Consider the following 13,930-nt stretch of genomic DNA (forward strand, 5'->3'; position numbering starts at 1 on the left):
GCGTGCCTGGCTAGAAACCGCCGCGCCCGCCGCCGCAGATCAGCGTCTGGCCGGTGACGTAGTTCGACTCCGGAATGCAGAACATGTAGACCGAGCCCGCCGCTTCCTCGGGCGTGCCGGGGCGGCCCAGCGGAATCTCGCTGCTAGCGCGCTCGATGGTCTCGGGGCGCACGCCGATGCGGATTTCCTTGCCCTCGATCTGGATCGTCTTGGCTTCCTTCACGGGCTGCGTGAGCCGGGTCGCGATGAAGCCGAAGGCCACGCAGTTCACATTGACCTTCATGCGGCCCCATTCCTTGGCCAGCGTCTTGGTCATGCCGACCAGGCCCGCCTTGGCCGCCGAGTAGTTGACCTGTCCCGTGCTGCCCTGCGTGCCCGAGATCGAGGAGATGTTCACCACCTTGCGAAACACCTCCTTGCCGTTCTCGGCCTCGGCCTTGCTCACTTCGCGAAAGTACGGCTGCGCGGCGCGCAGCACCTGGAACGGCGCCTTCAGGTGGCAGTCCAGGATCGCGTCCCACTGCTCATCGCTCATCTTCTGGATCACGTTGTCCCAGGTGTAGCCGGCGTTGTTGACGATGATGTCGATGGCGCCGAAGGCGTCGAGCGTCGCCTTGACGAAGCTGGTGCCGAAGTCCGGCGCGGTCACGCTGCTGGCGAACGCGACGGCCTGGCCGCCGGCGGCGCGGATCTCGGCCACCACCTCTTCGGCCGGTGCGGCGTCGAGGTCGTTGACCACCACCTTGGCGCCTTCATGGGCGAGCTTCAGCGCGATGCACCGGCCGATGCCGCGTCCTGCGCCGGTGACCATGGCCACTTTGCCTTCGAGATTTCTGTTCATGCTTGCTTTCTCCTGTGGATGAATTTCAAAGGGCGGCCACCACGGCTTCGCCGAGGATCTTCACGTCGCCGTTCTGGTTGGCGCACTGCACTTCGACACGCAGGCGCGGCTCGCCTTCGTGCTCGAAGCGCTCGGTCACGCGGCCGGTGCACAGCGGCACGTCGTGCACCTGCGTGATGCCGGTGAAGCGCACATGCAGGCGCCGCAGCCGCTCCTGCCCCGCCCAGTTCGTGACCAGCCGTCCCACGTAGGCGGCCGACAACATGCCGTGCGCGAACACGTCGTCCAGGCCGGCATTGCGGGCGAAGTCGATGTCGATGTGAATCGGGTTGTGGTCGCCCGAGGCGCCGGCATACAGCGCCAGCGTGGTGCGGGAGATCGCGGGCAGCTGCAGCGCGGGAATGCTGTCGCCCACCTGCAGGTCTTTCAGTGCCGGGGTCGTCATGTGGTCATGCCTCCGCAAGCTGGCGTTGCACGAGGGCCGTGCGCAGGTCGGCGATGTGCACGCCGTCCTGGTTGGTCACGCGGGTCTGCTTCACCAGGAACTCCAGCGCGCCGCCCTTCTTTTCGTAGACGTCGACGATCTTCGGCTCGTAGCTGAGGACATCGCCGGCATAGGCCTGTGCGTGGTACTCGTAGCTTTGCTCCGCATGCAGCAGGCGCTTGAGGTCGATGCGGGCCAGCTCCAGCAGCGCGCGCGTCTGGAACAGCCGGCCTTCCAGGCACGACAGGAAGGTGGGCGGCACGCGCAGCGCGCGGTGGCCGGCGTCGCGTGCGGCCGACGCATCGAGGTAGGTGGCATCGGTCTCGCCGATGGCCTGCGCGTACGAGCGCACGGCGCCCTCTTCGACGGTGAGGCTGCGCTTGCCGAGGGCGTGGCCGATCAGGTTGCGGTCGAGCATGTCGCGTCCCTGCTCAGTTGCGGCCGTACAGCGTCACCACGCAGGCGCCGCCCAGACCCAGGTTGTGCTGCAGCGCGAGCGTCACGCCGTCCACCTGCCGCTGGTCGGCCGTGCCGCGCAGCTGGTGCGTCAGTTCGTAGCACTGCGCGAGACCGGTGGCACCGAGCGGATGGCCCTTGGACAACAGGCCGCCCGACGGATTGGTCACCACCCGCCCGCCGTAGGTGTTGTCGCCGTCCTCGACGAACTTCTCGCCCTCGCCCACCGGGCACAGGCTCAGCGCCTCGTAGGTCAGCAGTTCGTTCTGGGCAAAGCAGTCGTGCAGCTCGCAGACGCGGATGTCCGCGGGATCGACGCCAGCCTTCTCGTAGACCTTGTTCGCCGCCGCCTGCGCCATGTGGAAACCGGCGTAGCTGATCATCGAGGGCGGATCGAAGGACGCGACCGGGTCGGTGGTCATCGCCTGCGCCAGGATCTGCACGTCGCTGCGCAGGCCGTGCTTCTTCGCGAACTTCTCGGACACGATCAGCGCGGCGGCCGCGCCGCAGGTCGGCGGGCAGGCCATCAGGCGCGTCATCACGCCGGGCCACATCACCTTGTCGTTCATCACGTCCTCGGTGCTGAGCACGTTCCTGAAGATGGCCAGCGGATTGGCGGCGGCATGCCGGCTGGCCTTGGCGCGGATGGCGGCGAAGGTCTGCATCTTCGTGCCGTACTTCTGCATGTGCTCGCGGCCCGCGCCGCCGAAGGTGCGCAGGGCCTGCGGCAGCTCGGGCACGTCGGCCGTGAGGTCGCTCACGATGTGCGAGACGCGGGCCCGCGTGCGCGGCCGGTCGTCCCAGTGCGACTTGAGCGCGCCGGCCTGCATCTGCTCGAAGCCCAGCGCCAACACGCAGTCGGCATCGCCCAGCGCCACGGCCTGGCGTGCCAGGTACAGCGCGGTCGAGCCGGTCGAGCAGTTGTTGTTGACATTGACGACCGGAATGCCAGTGAGCCCGACCTCATACAGCGCCGTCTGCCCGCAGGTCGAGTCGCCGTACACGTAGCCCACGTACGCCTGCTGCACCAGCTCGTAGCCGATGCCGGCATCGGCCAGCGCGCGGCGCACCGCGTCGGCGCCCATGTCGGTGTAGCTCGGACTCGCGCCGGGCTTGGCAAACGGGATCATGCCGACACCGCCGACCAGGACTTTTTCACTCATGGTTTCTCCAGTTCAGTAAGGGGGAAGAAGGAAGGAAAGCCGTAGGCAGCGCGGCGCCTACAGCTTGCGTGCGATGAGGTCGCGCATGACCTCGTTGGCGCCGCCCACCACGCGCGAGACGCGGTAGTCGGTGAAGGCGCGTGCGATGGGGTACTCCAGCATGTAGCCGTAGCCGCCGTGCAGCTGCACCATGTCGTCCAGGCACTTCCACAGCGCCTCGGTGGCGTACATCTTGGCGATGGCTGCCTCCTGCACGCTGAGCTTGCGGCGCAGGTGTTCGCCCAGGTAGTAGTCGACCAAGGTGCGCACGGCCACCGACTGGGCCTTGACGTCGGCCAGCTTGAACTTCGTGTTCTGAAAGTCCCACACGGTCTGGTTGAAGGCGCGGCGGTCCTTCACGTACTCGAGCGTGAGGCCGAGCAGGCGCTCCAGCGCAACAGCGGCATACAGGGCGATGATCAGGCGCTCCTGCGCCAACTCCTGCATGAGGTAGGCGAAGCCCTGGTTCTCTTCGCCCAGGCGATTGGCCACGGGAACGCGCACGTTGTCGAAGAACAATTCGGCGGTGTCGGCCGCGGGCTGACCCACCTTGTCGAGCTTGCGGCCGCGGCGAAAGCCCGCGCGGTCGGCCTCGACCATGATCAGGCTCACGCCCTTGGCGCCGGCGGCCGGATCGGTCTTGCACACCAGCAGCACCATGTCGCAGCTCAGGCCGTTGCTGATGAAGATCTTGCTGCCGTTGATGACGTAGTCGTCGCCGTCGCGCACGGCGGTGGTACGGATCGCCTTCACGTCGGAGCCGCCGCCCGGCTCGGTGATGCCCACCGCCAGGATCTGCTCGCCGCGGCAGATGCCGGGCAGCCACTTCTGCTTCTGCGCTTCGGTGCCCAGCCGCACGATGTACGGCGCAATGATGTCGGAGTGCAGCGAGAACCCCGCGCCCGACACACCCGCACGGTGCACCTCTTCGAGCACGACCGCCGCATGGCCGAAGTCGCCACCACCGCCGCCGTATTCGGCCGGCACCGTCACGCACAGCAGGCCTTCTCGGCCGGCCTTGAGCCAAGTCTCGCGGTCGATCCGGCCGGCCTGGTCCCACGCCGCCTGGCGAGGCACGCACTCGCGTTCAAAGAAGCGCTGTGCGCTGGGCCTGAGCATTTCGTGGTCTTCGCGAAAGACCGTGCGATTCACATCCACTGGGAGCTCCTCTCGATGCGTCTGTTGATGGAACTTCGGCGTTGGGGAAACCGGTCGCCTTGGGGTTCATGATCGCCACTCGCCGCGCAAGATTCACTAGCCGTAATGGCGAGTCGGCGCACGCATTCAGTCCATCTTTGCGCCCGAGATCCGCACGAGCTTCTCGATGACCGGCCCGCTGGCTTCAAAGCCCTCGCGCGCCTCCTTGGCGCTGTTGCCAACGCCAATGAGGCCGAAGACCTGGAACCGCGCCTTGAGCTGCACGGTTTGAATGGCCGCCCTCGCCTCCTTCTCCAGGCGGGCGAGCACGGGCGCCGGGGTGCCCGCGGCCACCATCATGGTCAGCCCGCCGATGATCTTGAACTCCGGGTCGCGAAAGCCGGCCTCGATCAGCGTCGGCACGCCCGGCAGGTCGTCGAGCCGCTGCTCGCCCACCACGGCCAGCGGCCGCAACTGGCCGCTCGCGAAGTGCGGCGACAGGGAGCCGGCCGTGGCGAAGGCCCAGGGGATGTGGCCGCCGATGAGGTCCTGGATCATGGGCGCCTCGCCCTTGTAGGGCACATGCGACATGCCGAGTTGCCGTGACTCGCCGAGGTAGGAGCTCATCAGGTGCCCGGACGAGCCCACGCCATAGGAGCCGTAGCTGACCTTGCCTTTGTTGGACCTGGCCCATGCAATGAACTCCGTCATGTTCCTGGCAGGCACATCCTTGTGCACCGCCAGCACCAGGCTCGCATCGCAGATGTGCGTCACGAAGGCGAGGTCCCGACGCACGTCGTAGGGCACCTTCGAGAACGTGTGGTGCGCGTAGTAGATGGGCGTGGTGTGCGTCACCAGCAGCGTGTAGCCATCGGCGGGCGCACGCGCGACAAGCTGCGTGGCCAGCATGCCCGACGCGCCGGGCTTGTTGTCGACGACGATGACCTGCCCCAGCGCCTTGCCCATCGCGTCAGCCAGCGACCGTGCAATGGCATCCGACGCGCCGCCGGCCGGCGCGGGCACGACCATGGTGATGGAACGGGTCGGAAAGCCCTGGGCGAAGCCCGGAGCGCTGCACGCCAGGGCGGCGGCGAGCACGAAGGTCTGGATGCGGTGCATGGCGGGTTCCTCGCCGGACGCACGGTCCGGACAGATGGCAAGACGGACAGGTCGAACGCGAAAGGGCCGCCGGCGCGCTACTCCGGCTGAAGGCCCGTGGTCGTGATGTAGTGCTTCCAGCGCGCCTGGTCTTCGCGGATGGCCTTCGTGAACTCGACCGAGGCCGCCGGGTAGGCCGCCGTGCCGCGCCGTGCGAAATGCGCCTGGGCTTCAGGCGATGCGACGAACTCCACGGCCAGCAGCGAGAGCTTGTCCACGATGGGCCGCGGCGTGCCGGCCGGCGCGAACAGGCCCAGCCAGCTCGTCAGCGTGGCATCGCCCAGGCCCAGTTCGCTCAGCGTGGGCACATCGGGCAGCGCCGCAACGCGCATCGGGCTCGACACCGCCAATGCCCGGAGCTTGCCGCCTTCCACCTGCGGCACGGCCTGCGACACCTCCAGCATCGCGTAGTCGATGGTGCCGGCGAGCAGGTCGGGCAGCATGCCCGACGAACTCTTGTAGGGCACGTCCAGCGCCTGGACCTTCGCCAGGCCGTTGATCGCCGCGGTCATGACCTTGTAGCCCGATGTGCTGGTGCCATAGCTGAGCTTTCCGGGATGGGCGCGCGCAGCCGCCAGCAAGGCGTCCAGGCTGCGGTACGGCGATGTGGCCGGCACCGTCACCACGATGGGGACGACGGACATGCGCGCGATCGGCAGCAGGTCCTTGTTCGCGTCGTAGGGCAGGCTCTTGAACATGTAGGGGTTGGCGGCCACGGCGCTGGCCACCGCCAGCAGCAGCGTGTAGCCGTCGGGCGCCGCCTTGGCCACGTGGTCCGACGCCAGGATGCTGTTGGCGCCAGGCCGGTTCTCCACATAGAACGACTTGCCAGTCTTGTCGCTGAGGTACTTGGCGGCCAGCCGGGTGAAGTCATCGACCCCGGTGCCCGCGCCGCTGACCGACACGATGCGCACCGGCCGGTCGGGATAGGCCGCGGGCTGCGCCGTCGCCGATGCGGCAAGGCCCAGCAAGGCCCCCCACAGGCTGAGCCGCAGGACCCGCCGGTGCAGGGTGGTGGCATCTTGCGAGTGCGTGAACATGGTCTTGTCTCCTGGTGAAAGTCGGAAAGCCGCAACGACGGGAACCGTCTGAAAAACTCAATGCCTGCCGTACAGCGTGACCACGCAGGCGCCGCCCAGGCCCAGGTTGTGCTGCAGCGCCAGCCGCGCGCCCTCGACCTGGCGCTGGTCTGCGGTGCCGCGCAGCTGGTGCGTCAGCTCGTAGCACTGCGCCAGGCCGGTGGCGCCCAGCGGATGGCCCTTGCACAGCAGGCCGCCGGAAGGATTGGTGACGACACGGCCGCCGTAGGTGTTGTCGCCGTCCAGCACGAACTGCTCGGCACCGCCTTCGGGGCACAGGCCCAGCGATTCATAGCTCAGCAGTTCGTTGTGCGCGAAGCAGTCGTGCAGTTCGACCACCGGGATGTCCCGCGGATCGACACCAGCCTGCTCGTAGACCGCACGCGAGGCGCGCTGCGCCATGTAGCTGCCGACGAAGCCTTTCATGGTCGGCGGCTCGAAGGACTCCTGCGGGTCCGTGACCATGGCCTGCGCCAGGATCGCGACGTCGGTGCGCAGACCGTGCCGCCGCGCGAACGCGGGCGAGCAGACGACCGCGGCGGCCGCGCCGCAGGTGGGCGGGCAGGCCATCATGCGGGTCATCACGCCCTCCCACATGACCTGGTCGTTCATGACGTCTTCGGTCGTCACGACCTTCCTGAACAGCGCCAGCGGGTTGTTCGCCGCATGGCGGCTGGCCTTGGCGCGGATCGCGGCGAACGTGGACATCCGCGTGCCATAGGTGCGCATGTGCTCGCGGCCGGCGCCGCCGAAGGTCACCAGGTTGCGCGGGATCTCGCCGGCATCGCCGCACAGCGCGTCCTGGATCGGCAGCACGTCGCCGCGCGGGATCGGGCGATCCGGAAAGTTGGAGCGCGTGGCCCCCGGCTGCATCTGCTCGAAGCCCAGTGCCAGCGCGCACTCGACCTGTCCGCTCTGCACCGCGGCGCGCGCCAGGTAGAGCGCGCTGGAGCCGGTGGCACAGGCGTTGTTGACGTTGAACACCGGAATGGCCGTGCGGCCCACGCGGTACAGCACGCCCTGCCCGCAACTGGTGTCGCCATAGACATAGCCCGCGAAGGCCATCTGCAACTGGCCGTAGCCGATGCCGGCGTCAGCCAACGCCAGGCGCACGGCATCGCTGCCCATCTCCAGGTAGCTGGGGCCTGCGCCGGGCTTGGTGAAAGGCACCATGCCGACGCCGGCGACCAGAACGTTGTCAGTCATGCGGTTGTTCCCTTGCGATTCAGGAGGTGGACCGCTCGGCCGCCATGCGGTCCCAGTCGTAGCGGAAGGCGCCGTCGCGCGCGAAGTCGGCCACGGCCTGGGCGTGATAAGGCGTCTGCATGGCCACGGCCTGCGCGCTGGCCTCGGCCGTGAACATCGCGGCGCAGTCGGTCTCGAAGCTCCGGTTGACCAGGTTCTTGGTCATGCCGGCGGCTTCGCGCGGGCCTGCGCACAGGCGCTGCGCGAACGCCCTCGCCTCGGCCTGTAGCGCATCGTCCGCATGGACCGCATGCACGAGGCCCCAGGCCTGCGCCTCCTCTGCCCCCAGGCGGCGCGCCGTCAGCATCAGTTCCTTCGCGCGGGACAGGCCCACGATGCGCGGCAGCGTGTGCAGCAGGCCGAAGTCGGGCACGGCACCGAGGCGCGCGAACGAGGCGCAAAACACTGCGCGCGTCGACGCGAGCACGAAGTCGGCCTGCAGGGCCAGGCCGAAGCCCGCGCCGTAGGCCGGCCCGTCGACCGCGGCGACCACCGGCACCTCCAGCTCGCGCAGGCGGGTCAGCCACTGGTGGGCCTTGCGCAGCCGGCTGCGCATGTAGTCCGCCGTCGCCACGCTCGGGTCGGTCAGCCGCTCGCGCATGAACTTGACGTCGCCACCGGCCGAGAAGCTGCCGCCCGAGCCGGTGATCAGCAGCACGCGGATCTCGCGGTCGCTCTCGACGCGCGCGATCACGTCGACGTAGTCCATCTGCAGTTCGGTCGACAGCGCATTGCGCAGCGCCGGGCGCTGATGACTGAGTTCGGCGATGCCGCCCTCGATGCACAACTGCGACGCGCGCAGGGTTTCGGTGGTGTCGTTCATGTCTGTGGTTCCTGGTTCAGTTCAGGCCTGGCATAGCGCTCGCGCAGCGCGCGCTTGTAGAGCTTTCCGGTGGGAAGGCGCGGCATCTCGTCGATGAAGTCCACCGAGCGCGGCAGCATGTAGCTCGCGACCTTGCCGCGCAGGAAGGCGATGAGCGCTTCGGCCAAGGCCGGCGTGGGCGCCACGCCGGGCGCGGGCTCGATGACGGCCTTCACGGCCTCGCCCATCTCGGCGTCGGGCACGCCGATCACGGCGGCGTCCTGCACGCTGGGGTGCAGGGCCAACGCATCCTCGATGGCCTGCGGGTAGATGTTCACCCCGCCCGAAATGATCATGTAGAAGAGCCGGTCGGTCAGGTACAGGTAGCCGTCCGTGTCGAGGTGGCCGATGTCGCCGATCGCGGTCCAGTTCGGGTGCCGCGGATGCTGGGCCGCGCGGGTCTTGCCGGGGTCGCGGTGATAGTGAAAGGGCAGCTTGTCGCGCTCGAAATAGATCAGCCCGTCCTGGCCCGCCGCGAGCTCGTTGCCGTCGTCGTCGCAGATGCGCAGCACGCCCAGCACGGCACGGCCCACCGAGCCGGGGTGCGCGAGCGCTTCACGGCTGTCGATGGAGGTCAGGCCGTTGCCTTCGCTGCCGCCGTAGTACTCCACCACGATCGGGCCCCACCAATCGATCATGCGGCGCTTGACCTCGGCAGGGCACGGCGCCGCGGCATGGATCGCCACGCGGTGGCTGGACAGGTCGAAGGCTTCGCGGGATGCGTCCGGCAGCTTCAGCAACCGGATGAACATGGTCGGCACCCACTGGCTGTGGGTGACGCGGTAACGCTCGATCAGCGCCAGCGACTCGACCGCATCGAACTTGGGCATGAACACCACGGTGCCGCCGAAGAAGTGCGTGTTGGTCGCATAGGACAGCGGGGCCGCGTGGTACAGCGGCGCCGTGGACAGGTAGACCGAATCGGCGTCGAACTTGTACCGGTGCATCATCATCAGGCGCGGGTCGGCCACGTCGTCGTCGAAGCGCGCACGGGCCGCCGCGCGCACGATGCCCTTGGGCCGGCCGGTCGTGCCGGAGCTGTACAGCAGCGTGCCGCCCACCCACTCCTCGGCCAGCCGCTGCGCCAGCGCGCCGGCCACGGCCTGCTCGTAGGACGCCCACCCGGGAATGACGCCGTCGATCATCAGCCGCCGCGTGCAGTGCGGCGTGGTGCCGGCCAGTTCGGCCGCGACACCGGCCATCGCGACCGAGGAGATCAGCACCTTCGCACCGCTGTCCTCCACGATGTAGGCCACCTCCCCCGCCGTGAGGAACCGGTTGACCGCCGTCAGCAGCAGCCCCGAACGGAAGGCGGCCCAGGCCACCTCGAAGCAGCGCATGTGGTTCTCCAGCAGCATCGCGATGCAATCGCCGCGGCGCAGGCCCTGGGCGTACAACACCTGCGCGAGCCGGTTGGAGCGCTCGTCCAGTTCGCGGTAGCTGAGGCGCTCGCCGCTGCTGCCGTTGATGACGGCGGGCTTGTCCGGCGTCAGGGCGGCAAAGTCTCCAAGGTAGTTCGCCGTTTTCATGCGGTGCCTCCTGGGGCGGACCGGTGTCCGCAGTCCTTGTTCATGTCACGCGTTCGACGCATTCAGCTGGCCGCTCAGGTCGGCGTTCGGCGCCGCGCGTGCGACGAGGCCGGGCAGCACCTCGCCCAGCTCGGCGACGGTCCAGCGGCTGTCCTTCTGCACGTGAGGACCGGCGCGCCACCCTTCGGCCACCGTGATGCGCCCGCCCTTGGCGCCGAACACCCGGCCGGTGACGGCGCCGGAATGCACGCTACCCAGCCAGACGACCAGCGGCGCCACGTTCGCCGCGTCCAGCGGGTCGAACCCCGCGGCGCCGGCCGGTGCCTTGGGGTTGAGCTGGCCGCTCTTGAACAGGTCTTCGGTCAGGCGGCTCATCGCGGTCGGGTAGATCGCATTGACCGTCGCGCCATAGCGCTCCAGCTCGCGCGACGCGACGATGGTCATGTTGGCGATGCCGGCCTTGGCCGCGCCATAGTTGGTCTGCCCGACGATGCCGTACAGGCCCGACGACGAACTGGTGTTGACGACGCGCGCCACGCGCGGCCGGCCGGCCTTGGCCTCTTCGCGCCAGTACGCGGCGGCATGGCGCATCGGCGCGAAGGTGCCGCGCAAGTGGACGCGGATCACGGCGTCGAAATCGTCGATGTCCATGTTCACGAGCGTCTTGTCGCGCAGGATGCCGGCGTTGTTGACCAGCACGTCGAGCCCGCCGAACGCGGTGATCGCGGCCTCGATCAGCCGCCTGGCGCCCTCCCAGTCGGACACGTCGTCGGTGTTGGCCACGGCCTCGCCGCCCATCGCGCGGATCTCGGCCACCACTTCCTGGGCCGGGCCGTTCATGGCGCCTGTGCCGTCGGGCCTGGCGCCCAGGTCGTTGACGACCACCTTCGCGCCCTGGCGCGCGAATTCCAGTGCGTATTCGCGGCCGAGGCCGCGGCCGGCACCGGTGATGACGACCACGCGGTCCTTGCAGAGCTGTTGCATCTCCATTCCTTTCGTTTCGCTGGGATCGATGTGCCGGACCGGGCGGTCCGCAGCGGCAGTCGCCTGACAGGCGCTGTCGCGTGCATCGATGATGCGAAGCCGAAGGCCGCGAGCCACTAGCCGCGATGGCTAGCCGGTGTTCAGTGCAGCTTGGGGGTTTCCCGGACCAGCGAGAGATCGCGCATGCGCGCAACCGCTTCGTCGCGCTCGGCGACGCCCAGCTTGCTGTAGATCTTGCGCAGATGCCACTTCACGGTGTGGGGCGTGACGCCCAGCACGCGGGCAATCTTCTTGTTGGGCATGGCCTGCGCCACGAGGTCGAGCACCTCGCGCTCGCGCTCGTTGAGCAGGTCGACGGCCACGCCTTCGGCTGCGGCGCTCTTGGCCATGCGGACGGCCGCGCGTGCGCGTCGCGTGGCCGCGGCCGCCTCCAGCAGCCGCCGCGCATAGAACGCAAGGACCGGGTCGAGCGCCACATCCGCCAGCAGCGCATCGAGCAGCGACGGCACGTTCGCCGATACGTCCAGCAGGCTGCGCACGAGACCGAGCCGATGGCCCAGCCGCAAGGCTTCGATCGCCTGCTCACGCGCGGGCCGCTGGTTGCCGCGCCCCGACTCCGCGATGGCCAGTTGCAGCCGAAGGGCCGCCAGGATGCGCAAGCGGCCGGCCGATTCGGTGCAGGCCACGAGGGGCTTCAGGCAATCGACGGCGCCGTCGAAGTCGTTCCAGTGCAGGTACATGTCGGCACGCGCACGCTCGGTGATGCGCCAGGTTTCGGCGGCCGTGCCCTTGCCCGCATCGGCATGGCGCACGTTCAGCACCTTGATCCGATCGAACACCTGGTCGGCCTGCGCGGTCTCGCCTTGCTTGAGGTACAGGCGCAGGCGCAGGACCAGCGCATGCGCGAGCAAGCGGTCCAGGCTGTGGCGCACGGCGTAGTCCTCCAGGTGGTCCAGGTGGTCGAGCGCTTCGAGGCGCCGGCCCGCCAGCCAGTGCGCGCACGCCAGGACGACGAAGGCGCGCAGCACGGCATCGGGAATCGAGGCGCGCTCCAGCACTTCGATGCGGGGTTCGAGCAGGCTGCAGGCGGCTTCGAGCTCGTTCCACTCGTAGAGCACGTCGCTTTGCAGGCCCGCGGCCATGCTGGCCACGCCGATCCGGGCGGCGCCGTGCCCTTGCGCCTCCTGCAGTACCGCGCGGAACAGGTGTTCGGCTTCGGTCATGCGGCCTTCGAGCGCGAAGCTCATGCCGGCGAGGCAGCGCGCGATCAGGCCGCGCCCGGTCGAGGTGCCGTGCTGCTGCGCGGCCTCTTCCAGCAGCGCGCGGGCCTCGGCGTAGGCATCGCGGTACATGTGCATCCAGGCCAGCAGGTGGTTGCGCCCGGCGAAGATGGCCTGCGCGTCGTCGGGAATGGCTTCAAGTTGCGGCGCGATCGCCAGCAGGGTCTCGGTGTCGTCGCGCTGAAGCGCCAGGCCGCCGCGCAGCAGCGTGAGACCCCGGCGCTGCAGTGCGTCCAGCGTGTCGAATTCCGCCTCCAGCTGCGAGATGCTGCCCTCCAGCGCTTCGATGTCGCGCGCATACAGGCGCAGGTAGGCCGCCACGAGCCGAAGCCCGAAGCGCGCCTGCACCTGGGTCGTCGGCAGCCGCCGCATGAGGCCACCCAGCGAGGTCAGTTCGCCCCGGGCCAGCAGGTCGGACGCGCAGGCCTCCACGATGTCGGCCGCCGCGTGCGCGTCGCCCGCCAGCACCGCGTGGCGCACGGCTTCGTCGAAGTGCCCGTGCGCCTCGAACCAGCGCCAGGCCGCGCCGTGCAGCGCACCGCGTTCCTCGCCCGGCAGCCTTTCCAGGCGCGCCAGCAGGATCTCGCGCAGCAGCGGATGCACGCGATACCAGGTCTCGCGGTCGTGGCTGCTGACCTGGCTGATGAACAGGTTCTCGCTATCGAGGCGCGCCAGCCGCAACGCCATGTCCGCACCGGCGTGCGGCAGCACCAGCAACGCGGCGCACAGGGAGGCGCAGAAACGGTTGCACAGGGCCAGCCGCGTGAGCAACGCAAGCTCGTCGGGCGGCAGGTGCGCCAGCACCTCGCCTTCGAAGTAGCTGGCGAAGGCCTGTGCGTCGCGCACCTGCACCCGGGCATACGGGGCGCCCCGCTTGGCCTGCATGTCGACCACGAACAGCTGCAGGCCGGCCACCCAGCCATCGGTGAGCTCGTGCAGCACCTGCACGTCGCGCTTGTCGATGCTGGCCAGCTGCTCGCGCAGGAAGCGCTCGGTTTCCTCGGCAGTGAAGCGCAGGTCGCGCAGATCGAACTCGCTCACGAGGCCCTGGGAGCGCAGCCGCGCGAACGACAACGGCAAGGCGGTGCGCGAGGCGAAGGCCAGGTGCAGCCGCGGCGGTGCGTAGTCGAGCAGCCACTGCAGCACCTGGAAGATGCGGGCGTCCTCCAGGTGCTGAAGGTCGTCGAGCATCAGCACCAGCTCCCGCGAGCGCGACGAGATGGCCTGCACGACGGTGATCACGGCATGCTCGAGCGCCGACTCGTCGCTGTCCCGCCCCATCAGCAGCGCCGCCTCGCGCACCGCGTCGGGATCGACTTCGCCGATGCTGGCCAGCAGGCAGTCGAAGAAGCGTGTCGGCTCGCAGTCTTCGGCGGACAGTGAGAGCCAGGCGACATCGAAGTCCAGCGCCAGCAGGGCCTGCCGCCAGGCCACCAGCGTGCTGGTCTTGCCGCTGCCCGCGGGCCCCTGCACGACCACGCAGCGCTGGCGCCGGGCCTCCAGCAGCCGCGCCTGCAAGGCGTCGCGCGGCACCAGCCGGCGCGACGGACGTGGCGGAAGCAGCTTGGTGCTGGCGACCGGTTCGATCCTGCGCTCCGGCACCGTCGCAAGGCTGGGGTTCAAGGATTCATCAATGGACACGAAGGAAGAAACTCCCCGCAGTATGGAGCGCC

12 protein-coding genes are annotated in these 13,930 nt (G+C 68.9%); all 12 read right to left on the reverse strand.

What is annotated here, in order from left to right:
- Nucleotides 1-10: 10 nt before the first annotated feature.
- Nucleotides 11-841 (reverse strand): SDR family NAD(P)-dependent oxidoreductase, encoded by an 831-nt coding sequence (locus AC07SQ_RS05895; protein ID WP_492727698.1) that lies wholly within the window; start codon nt 839-841, stop codon nt 11-13.
- Nucleotides 842-866: 25 nt separating this feature from the next.
- On the reverse strand, nt 867-1,286 hold the full coding sequence (locus AC07SQ_RS05900; protein ID WP_062474016.1) for a MaoC family dehydratase: 420 nt from the start codon (nt 1,284-1,286) through the stop codon (nt 867-869).
- Nucleotides 1,287-1,290: 4 nt separating this feature from the next.
- Nucleotides 1,291-1,743, reverse strand: coding sequence for a MaoC family dehydratase N-terminal domain-containing protein (locus tag AC07SQ_RS05905; protein WP_495270444.1), 453 nt, complete (start codon nt 1,741-1,743; stop codon nt 1,291-1,293).
- Between the two features lie 13 nt (nt 1,744-1,756).
- Complete coding sequence (locus tag AC07SQ_RS05910; RefSeq protein WP_495270443.1) at nt 1,757-2,944, reverse strand: lipid-transfer protein; 1,188 nt, start codon at nt 2,942-2,944, stop codon at nt 1,757-1,759.
- A 57-nt stretch (nt 2,945-3,001) separates the two neighbouring features.
- Nucleotides 3,002-4,141: an acyl-CoA dehydrogenase family protein gene (locus AC07SQ_RS05915; RefSeq protein WP_492736280.1), complete on the reverse strand. Its 1,140-nt coding sequence runs from the start codon at nt 4,139-4,141 to the stop codon at nt 3,002-3,004.
- A gap of 126 nt (nt 4,142-4,267) precedes the next feature.
- Nucleotides 4,268-5,239 (reverse strand): Bug family tripartite tricarboxylate transporter substrate binding protein, encoded by a 972-nt coding sequence (locus tag AC07SQ_RS05920; RefSeq protein WP_492727702.1) that lies wholly within the window; start codon nt 5,237-5,239, stop codon nt 4,268-4,270.
- Between the two features lie 77 nt (nt 5,240-5,316).
- Entirely contained in the window at nt 5,317-6,318 is a 1,002-nt protein-coding gene (locus AC07SQ_RS05925; RefSeq protein WP_495270442.1) for a Bug family tripartite tricarboxylate transporter substrate binding protein, read from the reverse strand.
- A gap of 57 nt (nt 6,319-6,375) precedes the next feature.
- On the reverse strand, nt 6,376-7,563 hold the full coding sequence (locus tag AC07SQ_RS05930; RefSeq protein ID WP_495270441.1) for a lipid-transfer protein: 1,188 nt from the start codon (nt 7,561-7,563) through the stop codon (nt 6,376-6,378).
- A gap of 19 nt (nt 7,564-7,582) precedes the next feature.
- Nucleotides 7,583-8,425 carry an enoyl-CoA hydratase/isomerase family protein gene (locus AC07SQ_RS05935; RefSeq protein ID WP_495270440.1) on the reverse strand — a complete coding sequence of 281 codons (843 nt, stop codon included), beginning with the start codon at nt 8,423-8,425 and terminating at the stop codon, nt 7,583-7,585.
- Nucleotides 8,422-9,993: an acyl-CoA synthetase gene (locus AC07SQ_RS05940; protein ID WP_495270439.1), complete on the reverse strand. Its 1,572-nt coding sequence runs from the start codon at nt 9,991-9,993 to the stop codon at nt 8,422-8,424. Before AC07SQ_RS05940 ends, AC07SQ_RS05935 begins: the two co-directional genes overlap by 4 nt.
- 45 nt (nt 9,994-10,038) lie before the next feature.
- Nucleotides 10,039-10,977, reverse strand: a complete 939-nt coding sequence (locus AC07SQ_RS05945; RefSeq protein ID WP_062474091.1) for an SDR family oxidoreductase — start codon at nt 10,975-10,977, stop codon at nt 10,039-10,041.
- Nucleotides 10,978-11,117: 140 nt separating this feature from the next.
- Nucleotides 11,118-13,880 (reverse strand): winged helix-turn-helix domain-containing protein, encoded by a 2,763-nt coding sequence (locus AC07SQ_RS05950; protein WP_495270438.1) that lies wholly within the window; start codon nt 13,878-13,880, stop codon nt 11,118-11,120.
- Nucleotides 13,881-13,930 lie beyond the last annotated feature (50 nt).

The sequence above is a fragment of the Variovorax sp. GW821-FHT06D12 genome, from assembly GCF_059419205.1.